Genomic DNA, 19,176 nt, shown 5'->3' with positions numbered 1-19,176 from the left:
ACTCATTCCTACATCAAAGAATTTTCCTGTTCCCTGTTCCTTGATTTGATATGAGAGTCTAAATCCTAGCCCTACACCTTTGTATGAAGGTATCGCGGGCCGACAGTCTGGTGTAAAAGATGCGGTATCAGGAACAATCGATGCCTTGGCTAGCGACGGAATGCTGTTAGTAGGAGAAGCGCTGAGACAGGGTTTAACTCCAAGCCAATATTCTGTGAGACCGGAGCAGCCTTTAACCTGCATTTCTTACGGCATGATATTGCCAGCAAGTGACACTGAATGGCAAGAAACAGTCAATAATTATATTCGCAATCAAAGTTCGACAAACCTGTTGGAAAAAGTGCTGGGGCGCAATTCTCCTTTCCTACCGATGAGTGTTGCCGCTCAAGATAAATGTATTTGAACCCAAATCGGGCAAGGTGGTCGGCGCGCACCAGAAGAATAGGGGTCAATCGATTGCGCGATTTTAGATTTTAGATTTTAGATTTTAGAGGCGACCCCACGGATCAATGCGGGGGCAATAAGTGATTTTCGATTTTCGATTTGGGATTGATTCCACGGATAAATCACGTGGCGGGTACTACCTTTGAAATTCGTGGTCAGGTGCGGATCTTGTCAGGGCAAGTCCGATCGCTGCAACCAGTGGCGTCAATAGGCTCTAAACTGGATTCAGGAAGGCGCGCAGCACAGGTTTAGGAGGGTCATCAGTGACAGAAAAAAATTATCAATCGTCTTCTCTACCCACCTACGCTCGAAAAGAACTGCGGGAATTAGTTCGATCGCAGTTAAGGGCCCTGTTGGAAGAAGGAGACTTTAAAGGAGCAAAAGCGATTTTGCACCCGGTGCAGGAAGCAGACATAGCTGAAGCTATCGAAGGCCTGCCAGAAACCATGCAAGTAATAGCTTTCCGCTTGCTTTCCAAAGACGAAGCAATCGCAGTCTACGAATATCTCGACTCCAGCGTTCAGCAGTCCCTCTGCGAAAAATTCAAACGCCAAGAAGTCATTGACATTGTAGACAAAATGTCCCCGGACGATCGAGCTAAACTGTTTGACGAACTGCCGGCAATATTAGTCCGTCGCCTGTTGGGTGAATTGAGCCCAACGGAACGGGAAGCTACGGCTCAACTTTTGGGTTACGAAGCCAGTACCGCCGGTCGGATCATGACCCCGGAATACATTTCTCTCAAAGAAAGCTTTACCGTCGCCCAAGCTTTAGACCGAATTCGCTCTTTGGCTAAAACTACCGAAACAATTTATTCTCTTTACGTCACTGACGCCGGACGCAGCTTGACAGGTATTTTATCCCTGCGGGATTTAGTCACTTCGCCCCTCGACAAAACCGTCGGCGAAATTATGACCCGCGACGTAGTTTCTGTTCAAACAGGAACGGATCAAGAAGAAGTAGCTAGGCTGATCCAGCGTTACGATTTTTTAGCTGTGCCCGTTGTAGACCGCGAACAGCGTTTGGTCGGCATCATTACAGTTGACGATGCGATCGACATTTTAGAACAAGAAGCAGCCAAAGATATTTATACCTTGGGCGGCGTCCAGTCCGGCGGCGACAATTATTTTCAGACCGATTTAATCACTGTTGCCCGGAAAAGGGTCGTGTGGCTGTTTGTTCTGCTTTTAACTAATACTGTCACCGGCGCAATTATTAGAGCTCAAGAAGATATTTTGAACCAAGTAGTCGCCCTAGCAGCCTTTATTCCCCTGCTGACTGGCACTGGAGGCAATGTCGGAGCTCAGTCCTCAACAGTTGTAATTCGCGGTTTGAACACTGATGAAATTACAGCAATGGGCCCGTTTCAAGTAATTGTTCGCGAGGGGATGGCGGGAGCGCTGCTAGGAGCTATATTGGGAACTGTAGCGACGGGCTGGGCTTACACTCTGCAAGGGAGTTTAGCAGTGGCACTCGCGGTGGGAGTGAGTTTGTTTGCGATCGCAATTTTAGCTTCTCTTGCCGGTTCAGCTCTGCCGTTTCTATTTCGTTCTTTGGGTTTAGACCCGGCTTTAATGTCTGCTCCTTTTATTACCACCGCAGTTGATGTCCTCGGGGTCTTGATTTATTTCACTTTAGCTCGACAAATTTTGCAGCTTTAATATATTTAATTACATGGCTGTGAATAAAAAACTTAATCTGTTTTTCACCACTGCTAAATTCGGGGTTTACGTGCGATTACATACCGGATATCTGCCGTCGCGCGTACTTTATTTTTATCCGCATACTTGCACCAGTTGAAAAAAAGAATGCAACTATAGGCCCGTGCTCCAAACTCCGAGCTTCCTCAGTCATTCCCAATCTAAAATCTACAATCTAAAATCTAAAATCTAAAATGGTATTAGCCTATGTCATCATCCAATTCACCAACGAAAATCCAAAATCCCACGTCGAGCAATTTGTTAGAAACTGCTGAAGTGGTTTTTATTGCTGCCTCTGCTGTGGGATTGGCTGCTAGTTTGGTTTGGGAACAGAGCGTTTATGCTCAAGGCGCGATCGTGATTGCGTTGGTGTTGAATTTTGTGAACCGGCAGAAGCTGCACAAGCAAGTTAAAGCAAGTACGGCGGCCACGTTCGATCGCGTAAATCAACAAGCAGCTACTACCGATCGCGCGATCGAGCAATTGCAACTTGCTGTAAATGCTTTAGACGAAGCTGTTGCTCAAACATCTCGCGAAAATCTCAATGTTGGGCCTGGAGAAAACGTACACTCTCTCATTTCAGCAATTGAGAACCTGCGCCAGCGACTAATAATTTTAGAAAAAACTATTAAAATGATTCAAAGCGAGATCGAACTCACCAGCCGCCAATTCAAACAGCGACCGGAATTGCAACAAGTCGAAACTTTGACCACAATAATTCTGGACTTGCAGCAGTTTATCAACGAACTGCCACAGTGGGGCAATTTGCAGCAGCGGCAGCTAACAGAACTTCAGCAAAAAGTAGACAATGCTTTAGCGGAACTCTCAGAAGAAATTGCTGTGATTCCCAACCGCGTGCAAGAGGCGCTAGCTAGTCGCGGTGGGGAAATTAACCCACAGTTGGTTTCTGGTTTGAATGCCGAGCAAAAGAATGGTTATCGACCTAAAACCCAGAATGAGAAAATTCGCCAGAAATATCCCAGAGCTTATGTCAAGTGGAGTCAGGATGAAGACGAAAATTTGAAGCAAGAATACGCTAGCGGTCAACAAATTGACGAATTAGCTCAGAGATTTCAGCGACAGCCTAGTGCCATTCGTTCGCGATTACAAAAATTAGGATTAATCGAATAATGGGAATGGTATAGACAAAAATGAGTAAATCTAAAATCTAAAATCTAAAATCGGCAATAACAAAACGATCGCCCTTTTTTTTCAAAAGAGCGATCGCTTTGTTTCTGTATTCAGTACCGGCTGCTAACAGCGGGCCACTAACATTACATCTCAAGGCTTTTTAGCCTGGGTCTACCTCATTTTAGAAATCTTGGGGTAACAAAGAACTTAAACGCTCCAACAAAGGATCGGAATTCCGAGGAGGAGCAACTTCAGCATCAGGCACTACATTATCATCCGCCACAGAGTCAGACTCAATCGGGCCAGGCTCTACTACTTTTGAAACTGGGGCAAAAGAAACTTGAGCAAACTTACTGTTAACACTCCCCTGCAACTGATCCAACTGCGCGCTGAGTTGACTCAGTTGATGTTCCAGTCCCTCCAAACGGCTTAATTCCTCTGCCGAAACATTGTGCTCAAACTCAGCAAATTTCACCACAAGTTCAGCAATACGCTGTTCCAACCGCTGAAAGTTCTGTGTAGAGCTAGCAGACTCAGATACAGACAAAAACTGCCACAAAGCTTGCTTGCAGAGATTGCTGAAAGTCTGATACTTCGTGAAAGCCAACTCTTTTTCAATAGCGGCCAGCAAAGTTTGATCCGCAGCATCTTCCGTAAACGCCACCGAGAAATTCGCCTTATTTTTTGCCCACAGTGCCATAGGGTTCAAGCCTTAATGCGTTACTTTATCGTGGCTAGCTGAGCCTCAGCATAAATAAACTGTCCCAAAGCATTAGCTTTCCGGGAAGGCTGAGCCAAGTGAGCCTTAAGATTGGCGTCTTTAAGCAAAGGTTGCAAAACCTCCCAGAAAAACTCGCCGCCACCGCCAGTCAGAACCACATCCGTCACACGTTCCGGCAGCCACTGCACCAAACGTTCGGACAGTTCGTTAGCGAAAGCCTCCCGCAAGTCCTTAATAATCGGATCTAAATTAGTCGGCTTAGTCGCTCCTCTGGGACGGTAGAAACGCTGGCCTTCGGGTTTATTCACCGCTTCCAGTAAAGACAGAGATTGAGGGTCTGCCCCCGGAATCTTTGAGGCAACTTGTTCGTAGAACTTGTTCATTGCGAAGGAATCGCTCTTTGAAGCCGCCCGGGCGAAACGGAAACGATCGACCATTAACAAATCGGTAGTTTGGTGTCCGATATCAACAACAGCCACCGACAGTTCGGGCAACTCCGGCGTAAACTCCTTGTTATCTTGAGCCTCGCACCAAATCAGGCTGCCGAACCCTTCCGGCATCACCCAAACGTGACTGATGTTAATATCCACCCGCTCGCCCCGGTACACCACAACGTGGGGAGAGCGCAGTTGGCTGATAATCTCTTCCTTTTCCTTCTCAAACTGATCCTGCGAATAAAACGGCAAACCCAGCACAACTGCTATTTCGCCTTTCATCTGGAAATATCCAGCACAGGAAAAGACCTTAACCAAAGCATCTACTACTTTCGATTGGTCAGCGCCACCGAGATTAGCGCCAAAATCTGCTGCCAATTGACCGATCGCGTAGCCCTTGCCCTGGTACTCCAGCCACATATCCAACAGAGGGTCTGTTGCTTTGGACTCAAAGCTGCCGCCCCGCACCTTTTCTACGGGCATAGTAGCCACGTTGGCAGGGATGAAAACAACGCTACTCGGGTTGCGACTCACGCAAGCTTTAGTTGCCGTCCGACCCAAATCAGCACTAATAATCGATTTGTTAGAAGCGACTTTAGTCTGCTGGGTCAGCATAGCCGAATTAGGAACAAGCTGTCTAGTTGTCATTGAAATGTGTTACCTCACTGAGCCTCACCATTATCATGCCTTATCCCTTGACACTGCCACGCTTAAAGACAGTGGGTTTTGCGGCGATTCTTCTAACTCTACCTAGATCGGTATCGAAATCAGCACCAAACATTATATTCGGGACGATCGCCCTTAATAGATTTTAGATTTTAGATTTTAGATTTTAGATTTTAGAGGCGACAACAGGGGCCGCGGTCCGGGGGCTTGTACCCTGGATGGTTTCGGTCGAGGAGTATTCTCGATCGATCGCGGCAATACGGCCTGTTGCCTGAGAGTGCATTGTTAAGTTAAATTTAGTTAAGATTCTGAGTGTAAACTTTTGTCGCACTTCTCCCACACCGCGATCTTACCCGATCTGTCCCCAATTCAAGGCATCCGCGTTTATGAAAATTTCTTGGCGAACTATACTACTTTGGACTTTACCCGCCTTAGTCATCGGCTTTTTCTTGTGGCAGGGGGCCTTTGCGCCATCCCCGGCAGAAATGAGCAAGAACACCGCCAGCACCCGCCTGAGCTACGGTCGATTCTTAGATTACTTAAACGCCGGTCGAGTGACCAGCGTTGACCTTTACGACGGAGGTCGGACGGCTATTGTCCTAGCAGTCGATCCCGAACTGGACAATCACGAGCAGCGGTGGCGGGTAGACTTGCCATCAAATGCCCCGGAACTGGTTTCTAGGCTCAGAGACTCCAAAATCAGCTTCGACACTCACCCACTACGCAACGACGGCGCTGTCTGGGGACTTTTAGGCAATCTAGTATTTCCCCTCTTGTTAGTAGGAGGGCTGTTTTTCCTCTTCCGCCGCGGTGGCAACGTGCCAGGGGGCCCTGGCCAAGCCATGAACTTTGGCAAGTCCAAAGCTCGCTTTCAAATGGAAGCTAAAACAGGCGTACTGTTCGACGACGTAGCAGGCGTTGAGGAAGCCAAAGAAGAACTACAAGAAGTAGTGACATTCCTCAAAAAACCCGAACGCTTCACCGCAGTCGGGGCGAAGATTCCCAAAGGCGTGCTGCTAGTGGGCCCTCCCGGAACCGGTAAAACCCTCTTGGCAAAAGCGATCGCAGGCGAAGCCGGCGTGCCTTTCTTCAGCATCTCCGGTTCAGAATTTGTCGAAATGTTCGTCGGTGTCGGCGCTTCCCGCGTTCGGGACTTGTTCAAGAAAGCTAAAGAAAATGCTCCTTGCATCATATTTATCGATGAAATCGATGCAGTCGGCCGCCAGCGCGGCGCCGGTATCGGTGGCGGTAACGACGAACGGGAACAAACCCTGAACCAGTTGCTGACCGAAATGGACGGTTTTGAGGGCAATACTGGCATTATCATCATTGCTGCTACGAACCGCCCCGACGTGCTCGACTCAGCGCTGCTGCGTCCGGGACGTTTTGACCGCCAAGTTACCGTAGATACGCCGGATATCAAAGGCCGCTTGGAAATTTTGGAAGTTCACGCGCGCAACAAGAAGCTGTCTCCAGAGATTTCTCTGGACGCCATCGCCCGCCGCACTCCGGGTTTTACCGGCGCTGATTTGGCTAACTTGCTCAACGAAGCTGCGATTTTAACCGCACGCCGCCGCAAAGAAGCGATTACGATGCTCGAAATTGACGATGCAGTCGATCGCGTGGTAGCAGGTATGGAAGGCACTCCTTTGGTGGACAGCAAGAGCAAGCGCTTGATTGCATACCACGAAATCGGCCACGCGATCGTCGGTACAATCATTCAAGCCCACGATCCCGTTCAAAAAGTTACCTTAGTTCCTCGCGGACAGGCCCGGGGCTTGACTTGGTTCATGCCCAGCGAAGACCAAGGTTTGATTTCAAGATCGCAAATTTTAGCCCGGATTAGCGGTGCTTTAGGTGGCCGCGCAGCCGAAGAAGTAGTTTTCGGCGATGCCGAAGTAACCACCGGTGCCGGCAACGACTTGCAGCAAGTCAGCGGTATGGCGCGCCAAATGGTAACTCGCTACGGGATGTCTACCTTGGGCCCGATCGCCCTGGAAGCCCAGCAAAGCGAAATTTTCCTCGGCCGCGACTACACAGCGCGATCGGAATATTCCGAAGAAATAGCCTCTCGGATTGACGGACAAGTTCGAGCAATTGTCGATCACTGCTACGACGACGCCCGCCGAATTATTCGCGAAAATCGCACCGTGATCGATCGCTTAGTCGATTTGTTGATCGAAAAAGAAACCATCGACGGCGAAGAGTTGCGCCTAATCGTCTCTGAATACACTTTTGTTCCTGAAAAAGAACAATACGTTCCTCAGCTTTAATACTTGTTTGAACATTAGGGACACGGCATTGCCGTGTCTTTAAAAAGTAGGGACGCAAGACTATTGCCACGTCCCTACTTTTTTATTAAACTGTCAATAATATTAAACCGCCCCTAAACGCCAATTAACGCAGATGAATACTACATTGGCCCTACATACTAAGAATTTGTCATTTTTTTTTATAGCAGCTTTTATTTGTGTTGGTGTCAATACTTTGAGCGTCCGCGCCGAAAAATCAAGATGTTTTGTAGATATTTGCATCGACTCCAGCAGCGTTGAATTAAGCAAATCCGATATTCCCGGTGCTCCCTCTTATCCAGTCAGAACTATTTTAGTAACTCAAGAGTTTAGTAACGATAAATTGTTGGCGCAAATGGAAGTTGACTGCCAGCAACGACAGTTGAGAACTGTCAGAGTTAGCCAAGATGGCGAAAATTGGTCGAATTTCTCTCCGAAATGGACTTTAGTCGATGGCCACTCATCTTTGTCTCGGCTGGTTGACTATACTTGTAAATTGGCGATCGAATAAGCATAAAATGCTGATCGAGACTTAGGCTGCAATCCAAAATCCCCAATCGAATAACTTAAAATGTCGATCGCGACTTAGGCTAAAATCTAAAATCTAAAATCTAAAATCTAAAATCGGATGACAAACCCCACCGAATATCGGCAAAGACGCGAACAATTAATGGCCAAAATTGGCAGCGGGACGGCGATATTTCGCAGCGCCCCCGCTGCCGTCATGCACAACGATGTAGAATATGCCTACCGACAAGATAGCGATTTTTTCTACTTAACCGGTTTCAACGAAGCTGCGGCGGTAGCAGTGCTCGCGCCACACCACGAAGAACACAAATTTGTGTTGTTTGTGCAGCCAAAAGACTTGGAAAAAGAAACTTGGCACGGTTATCGCGCCGGAGTAGAAGGCGCTAAGGAATTGTACGGCGCGGATGAAGCTTTCCCGATTAATGAACTTGCGGAAAAATTGCCGAAATATTTAGAAAAGGCCGATCGCATATATTATCACTTCGGGCGCGATCGTACTTTCGACCAAACAGTCCTCAATCACTGGCAGCGCTTGATGGCAACCTATCCCAAACGTGGCACAGGCCCGACAGCAATCGAAGATTCCAACATCATTTTACACCCAATGCGGCTGGTGAAAAGCGAAACTGAATTAGCATTAATGCGAAAAGCCGCTAATATCTCAGTTGCAGCGCACAACCGCGCCCAAGAATTCGCTAAACCGGGCAGATACGAATATGAAATTCAAGCTGAAATAGAACATACTTTCGGCTTAAATGGCTGCACTCCCGCTTACCCTTCAATTGTTGCATCCGGCTACAATTCCTGCGTCCTTCACTACATCGAAAACAACCGCCAAATGCAGGAAAACGATTTGTTGCTAATAGATGCCGGTTGTGCTTGCGACTACTACAACGCTGATATTACTCGTACCTTTCCTGTTAGTGGCAAATTTACAACTGAACAACAGATAATTTATGACTTAGTTTTGCAAGCACAATTGCAGGCAATTAGTCAAGTATATCCCGGAAATCCTTACAGCAAAATTCACGAAACAGCGGTGCGCGTTTTGGTGGAAGGTTTAATGGATTTAAAACTTTTGGTGGGGGACATTGAAGAGATAATTAAAGAAGAGAAATACAAGCCATTTTATATGCACCGCACTGGTCATTGGCTGGGATTGGATGTACATGATGTCGGCGTTTATCAGTACGGCGAAAATCCGCAAGTTTTGCAGGCAGGACAAGTGCTGACGGTGGAACCGGGGATTTATATTTCTCCTTATATTAAACCGGTTGAAGGACAGCCGGAGGTTCCTGAAAAATGGCGCGGTATTGGCGTGAGAATTGAAGATGATGTTTTGGTGACATTGGAAAGTCATGAAGTCTTGACGGCGGGAGTTCCTAAATAAAGGAAAAGTAGAAGGCTTTGGGGATAAGTCAAGAAAGATTGATTAATTAAGTTGGCAGTAAAGGCTTGAGCTTTGTTAGTATTGAGATATTGCACCCTTCTCAATTAGCCTTTTATGAACAGGCTTTCCGGCCTGTTCCACAAAAGATAAATTTTCTTGTGAAACAGGCCGGAAAGCCTGTTGCTGACAATGGTGCAAAATGTGAGTTAGTATTAACTTGAAAAAGCTCAAGTCCGCAACTGCTAAACCTAGAGCAATTATGTGTATTGATCCTACCAAGATCGATCGACCTCTGGAAACCTGCGAAGCATTAGTAGCAGAGCAAAAAGCAAAAATTCTACAACTAGAAGAGGATTTGCAGCAGCAGAGAGAATTGTGCCAGAAATTAGAAGCACAACTCAAAGCAGTCGAGAATGCTGGCTTTTCGGGTTCGGCAACAGAATTTGATATCATCGAGGACGATCGCATTGGGTTAATCACATCTCTGGAAAAAAGCCAGGAAATGTACCGAACTCTCATCAAACATTATCCCAATGGGTCGGTGTTTTTGTTCGATCGCGATTTGCGCTATACTCTGGTTGACGGCCAAGGTTTGGCAGTAGTTGGTTTGTCCAAAGAACTGTTGGAAGGCAAAACATTGTGGGAAGCATCGCCACCTGAAGATTGGCAACTTTTTGAGACTACATATCGCGCTGCTTTGGCAGGAAAAGAGAATACTTTTGAATATAAATACGGCGATCGCGTTTATTTAACAACAACTGTTCCCGTCAAAAACGACCGAGAAGAAATTTTTGCCGGCATGGTAGTTACTCATGATATCACCGAAAAAAAACAGGCAGAAATAGCGCTGCAAGAAATCAAAAATCAGCTAAAAATTAAATATCAAAAGCGCACAGAAGACTTAAAAACAGCTAACACTCAATTGCGGGAAGAAATTATCTATCGCTGGCAGGCAGAAGAAGCTTTGCGAGAAAGCCAGGAACAGCTAGAATTGTTTTTCTCTCAATCTTTAGATGGTTTTTTATTTATGATGCTGGACGAACCAGTGCACTGGGACGATACAGTTGACAAAGAAAAAGTTTTGGATTATGTATTTACTAACGGGCGGGTAACGAAGGCAAATGATGCTTTGATAGCTCAATACGGGGGTACTAGGGAAGAGTTTATTGGTCGCACGCTTTACTCTTTGTTATCGCACAACTTGACTGGTGGCAGAGAGATAATCAGGGAATTTTTTGATGCGGGCAGAATCCACATCGAAAATGACAATCGCAAGTTTGACGGGGCTCTAATTTGGGTGGAAGGCGACTATATTTGCATTTACGATTCCCACGGCAGAATCGTGGGCTATTTTGGCGTGCAGCGCGATATTAGCGATCGCAAAAAAGCAGAAGCAACCCTCAGAGATAGCGAAGAACGCTTTCGGGCCACCGTCGAACAAGCGGCAGTCGGTATTACGCACCCTGACGCAACAGGCCGCTATTTGCGAGTCAATCAAAAATTCTGCGAGATAGTGGGATATAGTGCGAGCGAACTGCTGTCGCGAACTTGGATGGACGTTACTTACCCAGAAGATATAGATGCAGATTTAGAACAAAACAAGAAATTATTTGCCGGAAAAATTGACAGTTTTAAAATGGAAAAACGCTTGCTGCACAAAGACGGCACTGTAGTTTGGGTAAATATTACAGTATCGCTAATCAAAGAACCGCTGAGTGGGGCAATTTACAATGTAGTAGTGACAGAAGATATTAGCGATCGCAAAAAAACCGAAGCAGCACTGAAAGAGAGCGAAGAAAGGTTCCGACAGCTAGCAGAAAACATTGAAAGCGTGTTTTGGATGGTAAACGTTCAACCCCAGGAAATTATTTATATTAGTCCGGCTTATGCAAAAATATGGGGCAGAAGCTGTGCTGATTTGTATGCTTACGGGCGCTTTTTTACAGAGTCTTTCCATCCAGAAGATCGCGACCGCGTTATTGCTACCTTCACGAAACAAATGGAGTCTGAAAAGGATATCGAATATCGAATTTTCAGACCTGACGGCCAAATTCGCTGGATTCGCGCTCGGGCTTTTCCGATTAGAAATCAAGCTGGTCAAGTTTACCGCATCGTTGGCATTGCAGAAGATATAAGTGAAAGCAAACAGGCAGAAAAAACCATTCGTGAAAGTGAAGAACGCTTCCGCCAGCTAGCAGAAAATATCCAAGATTCCGTCTGGCTAATGTCTGCAGAATTCACCGATTTATTGTATCTGAGTCCAGCTTACGAACAAATCTGGGGGCGCAGTCGCGAAGAATTGTATGCTGATCCATTAAAAATGATGGAGTGGGTGCATCCAGAAGATAAAATCCTGTTGGAAGAGGCAATGGGGCGAGTGTTGCAGGGCGAGTCCACCAATACCGAATATCGGATTTTTTTGCCAGAGGGCACAATTCGCTGGGTGTGCGATCGAGCTTTTCCCATTTACGACGAATCGGGTAAAATTTACCGCATCGCGGGTATTGGCGAAGATATCAGCGATCGCAAATTGACCGATGCCCGCATCCAAGCAGCACTCCGCGAAAAAGAAGTATTGCTCAAAGAAATTCACCACCGAGTCAAAAATAATATGCAGGTAATTTCCAGCTTGCTGCAACTTCAAGCTCAATACATTGAAGACGAAGCGACGCTAACTTTATTTGAAGAAAGCCAGACCCGCATCCATTCAATGGCTCTGATTCACGAGCAACTTTATCAATCCGAACATCTCGATCGGATCGCCCTCTCCCCCTACGTCGAAAACTTGGTTGCTAATTTGTATCAATCTTTTGGTTGCGGCAACACTTCAATCAAATTTAATCTCAAAGTTGACCCCATTTATTTAAACATAGAAACAGCAATCCCGTGCGGTTTAATTATTAACGAACTGGTCTCTAACTCTTTAAAATATGCTTTTATCTCAAGTCTTGCTGGTGAAATATCCATCAATTTTCATGAAATAAATAATTCCCAATTTCATTTAACTATTCAAGATAACGGTCGCGGATTTTCGGCGAATTTTGACTTGGAAAATACTGAAACATTAGGATTGCGATTAGTAAAAATGTTGGCTTACCAATTAGAGGCGAGTATTGCCATTGACAGTCAGCGTGGAACCTGCTACAGTCTGATTTTCCAAGAGTTAAATTATCGGCAGCGTATTTAACGAAAAATGAACCCTATACAAATTTTGGTTGTAGAAGACGAAGTTATTGTAGCCCAAGACATAGCAGGTCGATTAAAAAAACTGGGATATGTAGTAACAGCTACAGTTTCTTCAGGAGAAGAAGCAATTAAAAAAGCGATCGAAAACCCGCCCGACTTAGTGTTGATGGATATCGTGCTTAAAGGTGACATGGACGGGGTAACAGCAGCCGAGAAAATCCGAACTAATAGGAATGTGCCGACAATATTTTTAACAGCTTATGCCGACGATCAAACGCTGCAAAGAGCGAAACTTACAGATCCATTCGGTTATATTATCAAACCATTTCAACAAAATGATTTGCGGGTGGCGATCGAGATTGCCCTGCACAGACACGAAATCGAAACCAAGATGCGAGAATCTCTCAAAGCCGCGGAAGCAGTCAGAGAGTCGGTGGAAGAAAAATCGCACCGCCAAAACCAGTATATTTCAATGGCCGCTCACGAATTGCGGAATCCCCTCAACGCGATTTTAATCTCTGCGGAACTTCTCGATCGAACTCGCAGCAGTGACGAATCCCAAGTTAGAACCCTGCGGCTGGTGCACTCAGCTACCCAAAAGATGAACCAGCTAATCGATGATATGCTGTTTATGGGTCGAGCAGAAGCAGGCCAACTCAAATGCAATCCATTACCGATAAATTTAGTCGAATTTTGTCAAGACTTGCTCGATCAATTGCAGTTAGGAAATGAAGCCAAGCACAAACTAACATTAATCCCGTCAGATGTTACCAGTGCAATATTAGATCAACAATTGCTGCACGGCATTATTTCTAACTTAATCGTCAACGCCATCAAATATTCCCCAAACGGCGGACAAGTCACCTTGGAATTGGAATACCGTCCAGCAAGCGAAGGAGACAAAGAAGCTATTTTCTGCTTGTCTCCTCAGTGTTTGTTTCCCAATTCCCAATTTACAAAAATTAACTCTCCCTCACTAATTATACGTATCCGAGACCAAGGTATCGGCATCCCAGAAACCGAAGTAGGGAAAATATTTGAAATGTTCTACCGCTGCAAGAATAGTGGGAAAATTAAAGGTAATGGTTTGGGATTAACAATTGTTAAAAAAGCTGTGGAATTGCAAGGAGGGGCGATCGCCTGCGAAAGCAAAATCGGCGTTGGTACAACCTTCACCGTCGCCCTTCCTTACGTAGCACTTTCCTGTTCGACTCAACGGCAAAAAACTTAAATGCCCCTACAAACACTAATCAAACTGTTGCAAAATCCACTCCACCGCCACCGCTAAATTTGCTGCAATAAAATCCGGTTTAGTATGGTGCTGATACTCCCCACTCAACACGCTTTCCCCGTAACCAGTCTGCACCAAAATACCAGTACAGCCGGCATTGTGAGCCATATCAACATCAGTCGCTTTATCCCCCACCATAAAACTATTTCGCAAATCTAAATCCTGTTCCCAAGCGGCCGCTACCAACATCCCCGTATTGGGTTTTCGCCAGGTTGTATAGCGCGTAAATTCTGGGTTGGTTCCGCCTTCTGCTGCGCTTAAATAAGGACAGTAATAAAGAGCATTTAACTTGGCTCCTGCTTCATTTTCTAATAGCTGACAAAGGCGTTTGTGCAAAGCTTCTACGTGGCTAACCGGATAATAATTCCTCGCTGGGCCGGATTGATTGGAAACCAGACAGCAAAATATTTGTTGGTCATTTAAACGGCGTACAGCTTGGGCGACTCCGGGGATTAAATGCAAATCTTCTACTTTGTGAATGTAACCAGCTTCGATATTGAGGACGCCATCTCTGTCAAGAAATACTGCTCGTTTCATTGTTGTATTGTTTTTGATATAATATAAAACTCGGTGGCATCGGAATTGATATTACTTAAGCTTTTCGTCGGCTAGTCCTCCCGCCTACCCGCCAGTCCGCCAGGGAATGAATTCCCTGTCTAATAGCGAAAGTCCTCTAAAAGAGGACTGACTCATTCATTAGTCCTCTTTTAGAGGAGTTCAGCTTTGAGGCAGGGGTTTCAACCCCTGTCGGACTATCGGTTTAACGTGTTTGTTGACTCCAATGGACACGGCGCCGTGTCCTCATCATCATTCTAAAATAGATTGTTTGCCTAGCCATTCGCGGAAACTATTATGATACAAACTATAGCAAATTTCTCCTCCAATTTCTTGTTTATTTAAGAACTCGATCCAATTGTCTAACACTTTTTCAACATCGTATTCATCCCGATCAATTATATTGGCGATCGCACTTACAGACAAACCTGTTGGGGATTTTACCAAAACATTGATCGCAGACAAGTCGATCGCCGATAAGCCATCACCTGTCATCCGCAGCCAGTGGTTTTGATAATACGCTGCTAAACCGGGAGGAAGTTCAGAGAGAAGTGAGGACTCTCCCAGATTAGCATCGGGGCGTGAATTCTCGGCGATCGCCCTTAACATCTGACTCAGATACATGAAATTGTTTTCGCTGACAGTGGCGAGTTGTTGGCAGAATTCGGGTTGAGTTAAATCCGGTGCGGTTGATAGGTATTGCTGAATGTAGTTCAGGGCATCTTCGCGATTTTGGGCGGGATAATCTCTTAAATCGAGAGTTTGGGAGGGAGTTTCAATTAACAAACCGGATTTCTCTCTCAAAAACGGGCGGCGGGCGAGGATAAAATAAGTACGATCGCCCAAATATCTCGGCAGATAAAACAGATTTGTGCTGGGAGGCTGACTGGTGCGGGCGATCGCGTCTACAGAATCAATGACTATTATCAACTTTTGGCGAGAGTCTAATTTATCGCTAATTTGCTGAAGCAACAAAGACAGAAACCAACTCCCATCATCGGATTCGAGATTTTGAAGTTGAGATTTGAGCTTGAGAATTTCGGATGTTTCCCCATTGGCGGCAAGGTATTTGTCAATCAGTTGAGTGCAGACAGAAGCGAGAAAATCTTCAGCTCGATTTTTGCCCTCAACTCCAGCGTTGTAATAGATACTGCGAGGATGGGCCCTGACATATTGGGCGAGGATGGAACTTTTGCCGCAGCCGGGAGTGCCGACAATTGTGAAATAACCGCGGCTGTGGGAGTTCAGAAAGTCGGATATCGCAGAAAAAACAAACTTGCGGCCTGCAAAATTCTCGGTTTTTTCTCGCAGGAGTTGCTGAAATTCTTTTGGGTAAGAATCGGTAGAGATGGGAGTTGAGAGAGGTAAGGAATTCATGTTAGTTCCTCCATCCCTTCTAGCCGCAGGAAATATACGCGGCCGGATTCGTCGCCTGCGACAATTGTGACTCCATCGGGGGCGATCGCGCAAGAGGCGATCGGATTTTCAAGGGTGAAACTAGCAATGAGATTTCCAGTCGATAAATCCCATAGTTTGATGGTGTTGTCATCTGAACCAGAAATCGCTCGCTTGCCATCAGTAGTGACGGCTACTACATTTACCGATTTGCTGTGTTCGGTAAGAGTAAACAGTTCCTTTCGAGTCGTTAAATCCCAGATTTTAAGGGTGTTGTCTCTCGAAGCAGAAATTGCGTGCTTGCCATCAGCAGTGACAGCGACTGCGTTTACACAGTCGCTGTGACCAGCAAGAATAAACAGTTTCTCTCCAGTTTTTAAATCCCAGACTGTGATGTAGTTCCACGAACCAGAAATCGCCCACTTTCCATCAGCAGTGACAGCTACTGGTGTTACCAAGGAACTCTCATTAGCAAGAATCAACAGGTTCTCTCCAGTTGTTAAATCCCAGACTCTGATGCTTTTGAAATAACGAGAAAGCACCCGCTTGCCATCAGCAGTAAATGCTAGTGCATTTTCCAAGAATCGGCTATCTTCGCGAGTAAACATTTCCTTTTTAGTTGTTAAATCCCATACTTTAATGGTGCTGTTTATATCAGAAAGATTCAGCTTTTCACCAACACAGGGGTTGCGCGACGAATCAGAAATCGCCCGCTTGCCATCAGCAGTGACGGCTACTGCTGTTACCGGGTATCTGTGACCCGTAAGAGTAAACTGTTCCTTTCCAGTGGTTATATCCCAGACTTTGAGGGTTTTGTCTCTCGAACCAGAAACCGCCCGCTTGCCATCAGCAGTAACGGCTACTGCTGTTACCGAGTAGCTGTGATCCGTAAGAGTAAACTGTTCCTCTCCTGTTGTTAAATCCCATACCTTGAGGGTTTTGTCATCTGAACCAGAAATCGCCCGCTTGCCATCAGTAGTGACGGCTATTGATTTTACCGATTGCCTGTGACCAGTAAGAGTAAACAGTTCCTTTCGAGTTGTTAAATCCCAGACTTTGAGGGTGTTGTCTCTCGAACCAGAAATCGCCCACTTGCCATCAGCAGTAACGGCTACTGCTGTTACCGATTTGCTGTGACCAGTAAGAGTAAACAGTTCCTTTCGAGTTGTTAAATCCCAGACTTTGAGGGTTTTGTCTCTCGAACCAGAAATCGCCCACTTACCATCAGCAGTGACTGCTACTGCATTTATCCAGTCACTGTGACCAGTAAGAGTAAGCAGTTCCTCTCCAGTTGTTAAATCCCAAACTTTGAGGGTTTTGTCTCTCGAACCAGAAACCACCTGCTTACCATCCGCAGTAACGGCTATTGCATTTATCAATTTGCTGTGACCAGTAAGAGTAAAAAATCCTTCTCCTGTTTGTAAATCCCAGACTTTGAGAGTTTTATCATCGGAACCAGAAATCGCTCGCTTGCCATCAGCGGTGACGGCTACTGCATTTACCGATTTGCTGTGACCAGTAAGAGTAAACTGTTCCTTTCCAGTTGTTAAATCCCAGACTTTAATAGTGTTGTCTCTTGAACCAGAAATCGCCCGCTTAGCATCAGTAATGACGGCTACTGCATTTACCACTTTTCTGTGACCAGTAAGAGTAAGCAGTTCCTCTCCAGTTGTTAAATCCCAGATTTTAATGGTGTTGTCTCTGGAACCAGAAATCGCCTGCTTGCCATCACCAGTGACGGCTACTGCATTTACCCAGTGTCTGTGACCTTTGAGGGTACGGATTACTTCCCTGCTAGGGGGAGTTAAACAAGGTGTCAAAGGACGCAACCAAAATCCTATTTTCTGTTGCTTTACTTTCTCCAGTATTGTATAAATTTGTGGTTTTTTAAAGTGTACCAATCGCCCCCACAATTGCTCTGCTAGTTGCGTTTTGTCTCGCTCTAAAATATCCGATGATCTCCACAATACCGATCGAATCAAGTTCAGAGCTTTTGCTTTTTCTGGGTTGTACTCTGGGTTACTTAATGCTTCTGAATCGTCAACTAAATGGAAATCATCAATCAGTGCCTGCACTCCAAACTCAGGATGCTGAATTTTTGCCATCAGGAAGTTAAAATCTGTCAGCTTTTCATAATATTTTCCTAATTTTCCAGACTTGATATAATTTGGCAGTAAGCTGCCCAGATAAGCACGTTGAAAGAAAAGTGGTTTGGCCTCTAACTTCTCAGCAAATTCTCCCATCTCACGCCATCCCTTTTTCTAAATTCTCAGCAATCCGTTGATATACTTCCTGAAAAATTTTACGCTTTGAATCCATCTCTCGTTGGGCTTTCAGAAAGTCAAGGAAACTCGCATGATAGATGCTGTAGCAGATTTTTCCGTCTACATTCTGCTTTTTCAAATACTCAACCCACTCATCTTCTAAAACCTGTGCCACATCGCATTCATCCACCCCGGCAATTCCAGCAATCATCTCGCAGGGAATCGGCGTGCCAATCTCTAGTAAAATATACAAAACAATCTCCATCAATTGCCCAGGCTTAGCGTCCATCCCCATCCGCACCCAATGGTTTTGATAATACTCTTGCAGCCCGTCGGGCAATTGCTTTAAACTGAGGTCGTTGTAATCGCCTTTAGCAATTGCTGGCAAAACATACCGCAAATACATAAAATTGTTTTCGCTCTTGTCTGCCAATTGTTCGACAAAAGCTGTATCGGCAATGCTGCGACTTTGAATCCAGTTCCTCAGCCCATTATTATACTCAGAATCGGTATTTATAACAAATCTAATATATTCTTTGATATCATCTTGATTATAATTAGCATACTTTTCATCTCTTAAATCTAACTCGGTTACCAAAACTCCAGGAGATACGGAAAGCCGCTTTTTTCCGAGGTTATAGGGTCGCCTCGTCAGCAAGAAATAAACCCGATCTGGCAGAGTAGTCGGTAAATGTAAAAGATTTTCTCCCGCTTCTTGTTCGACTTCATCCAGTGCATCTATCGCAATTACCAAACGTTCGCCCAAAGTGAGTTTTCCCGCCACCTTTGCCAGTAAAGTTGGTAAATCGGCATTTTCTGAATTTGGCAATTGATAGCGGTCAATTAATTGCTGGCGAATGCTCTTCAAAAACAATTCTGGTCTGTTGCGGCGTTCGACGAGAATATTGAAATAGCAGGGAGATTTATGTTCGGAGACGTATTTGGCAACGATCGAACTTTTGCCCATTCCCGCATCCCCGATGATTGTAAAATAACCGTGAGGATTTTCGCTGACAAATTGCTGAAAATTATCAAAAACAAATCGGCGGCCGCAAAAGGTTTTAATTTTTTCTGCTATAAGTGATTGAAACTCTGGTGGCAGCCAGGGGGAACGCATCTTATTGAACACTGTTCATCAGTGGTGAGTATATTTTGAGATAAATTCACCCTTCTTAGAAGC

Annotated in this window: 14 protein-coding genes; 8 read left to right on the top strand and 6 right to left on the bottom strand. The window is 45.4% G+C overall.

Annotation, left to right across the window (positions count from 1 at the left end; all coding sequences use genetic code 11):
• Positions 1–79 precede the first annotated feature (79 nt).
• The 3 genes from QUA88_RS22720 to QUA88_RS22710 all read left to right on the top strand — a co-directional run bounded on the left by QUA88_RS22720 (position 80) and on the right by QUA88_RS22710 (position 3,275).
• Positions 80–403, top strand: a complete 324-nt coding sequence (locus QUA88_RS22720; RefSeq protein ID WP_333273970.1) for a hypothetical protein — start codon at positions 80–82, stop codon at positions 401–403.
• A 304-nt stretch (positions 404–707) separates the two neighbouring features.
• Complete coding sequence (gene mgtE, locus QUA88_RS22715) at positions 708–2,105, top strand: magnesium transporter (RefSeq protein WP_333056952.1); 1,398 nt, start codon at positions 708–710, stop codon at positions 2,103–2,105.
• 246 nt (positions 2,106–2,351) lie between these two features.
• Positions 2,352–3,275 carry a hypothetical protein gene (locus QUA88_RS22710; protein ID WP_333056951.1) on the top strand — a complete coding sequence of 308 codons (924 nt, stop codon included), beginning with the start codon at positions 2,352–2,354 and terminating at the stop codon, positions 3,273–3,275.
• A 181-nt stretch (positions 3,276–3,456) separates the two neighbouring features.
• Here the strand turns inward: QUA88_RS22710 and QUA88_RS22705 are convergent, their stop codons facing one another.
• Together QUA88_RS22705 and QUA88_RS22700 are read right to left on the bottom strand one after the other, a co-directional pair.
• Positions 3,457–3,975, bottom strand: a complete 519-nt coding sequence (locus tag QUA88_RS22705; RefSeq protein ID WP_333056950.1) for a hypothetical protein — start codon at positions 3,973–3,975, stop codon at positions 3,457–3,459.
• Positions 3,976–3,995: 20 nt separating this feature from the next.
• On the bottom strand, positions 3,996–5,078 hold the full coding sequence (locus QUA88_RS22700; protein ID WP_333041971.1) for a ParM/StbA family protein: 1,083 nt from the start codon (positions 5,076–5,078) through the stop codon (positions 3,996–3,998).
• 404 nt (positions 5,079–5,482) lie between these two features.
• On the opposite strand from QUA88_RS22700, the gene ftsH2 reads away from it, so the two are divergent.
• The 5 genes from ftsH2 (at position 5,483) to QUA88_RS22675 (ending at position 13,722) form a co-directional block, all read left to right on the top strand.
• The gene (ftsH2, locus tag QUA88_RS22695; protein WP_333056949.1) at positions 5,483–7,369 is read left to right on the top strand and encodes an ATP-dependent zinc metalloprotease FtsH2; all 1,887 of its coding nucleotides are present in this window, start codon (positions 5,483–5,485) and stop codon (positions 7,367–7,369) included.
• 133 nt (positions 7,370–7,502) lie between these two features.
• A complete protein-coding gene (locus QUA88_RS22690; protein WP_333211531.1) occupies positions 7,503–7,898 on the top strand; it encodes a hypothetical protein in 396 nt (131 codons plus the stop codon).
• 117 nt (positions 7,899–8,015) lie between these two features.
• Positions 8,016–9,305 carry an aminopeptidase P N-terminal domain-containing protein gene (locus QUA88_RS22685; protein WP_333273965.1) on the top strand — a complete coding sequence of 430 codons (1,290 nt, stop codon included), beginning with the start codon at positions 8,016–8,018 and terminating at the stop codon, positions 9,303–9,305.
• Positions 9,306–9,564: 259 nt separating this feature from the next.
• Positions 9,565–12,492 (top strand): PAS domain S-box protein, encoded by a 2,928-nt coding sequence (locus tag QUA88_RS22680; protein ID WP_333273962.1) that lies wholly within the window; start codon positions 9,565–9,567, stop codon positions 12,490–12,492.
• Positions 12,493–12,498: 6 nt separating this feature from the next.
• Positions 12,499–13,722 carry an ATP-binding protein gene (locus tag QUA88_RS22675; protein WP_333273959.1) on the top strand — a complete coding sequence of 408 codons (1,224 nt, stop codon included), beginning with the start codon at positions 12,499–12,501 and terminating at the stop codon, positions 13,720–13,722.
• Positions 13,723–13,737: 15 nt separating this feature from the next.
• Here QUA88_RS22675 and QUA88_RS22670 read toward each other — a convergent pair whose 3' ends face one another.
• From QUA88_RS22670 to QUA88_RS22655, 4 genes are all read right to left on the bottom strand, one after another.
• Positions 13,738–14,319, bottom strand: a complete 582-nt coding sequence (locus QUA88_RS22670) for an HAD family hydrolase (RefSeq protein ID WP_333056940.1) — start codon at positions 14,317–14,319, stop codon at positions 13,738–13,740.
• A 270-nt stretch (positions 14,320–14,589) separates the two neighbouring features.
• A complete protein-coding gene (locus QUA88_RS22665; RefSeq protein WP_333273956.1) occupies positions 14,590–15,714 on the bottom strand; it encodes an ATP-binding protein in 1,125 nt (374 codons plus the stop codon).
• Positions 15,711–17,975, bottom strand: coding sequence for a WD40 repeat domain-containing protein (locus QUA88_RS22660; protein ID WP_333262536.1), 2,265 nt, complete (start codon positions 17,973–17,975; stop codon positions 15,711–15,713). The genes QUA88_RS22665 and QUA88_RS22660 overlap by 4 nt, the downstream gene beginning before the upstream one ends.
• 1 nt (position 17,976) lies before the next feature.
• Positions 17,977–19,113, bottom strand: a complete 1,137-nt coding sequence (locus tag QUA88_RS22655) for an AAA family ATPase (protein WP_333273953.1) — start codon at positions 19,111–19,113, stop codon at positions 17,977–17,979.
• Positions 19,114–19,176 lie beyond the last annotated feature (63 nt).

Origin of the sequence: Microcoleus sp. D3_18_C2 (assembly GCF_036702395.1) — a bacterium.
In the GTDB taxonomy this organism is placed as follows: Bacteria; Cyanobacteriota; Cyanobacteriia; order Cyanobacteriales; family Microcoleaceae; genus Microcoleus.
The sequence above is the reverse complement of the archived record's forward strand: the minus strand, read 5'-3'. Positions and strand labels throughout refer to the sequence as shown.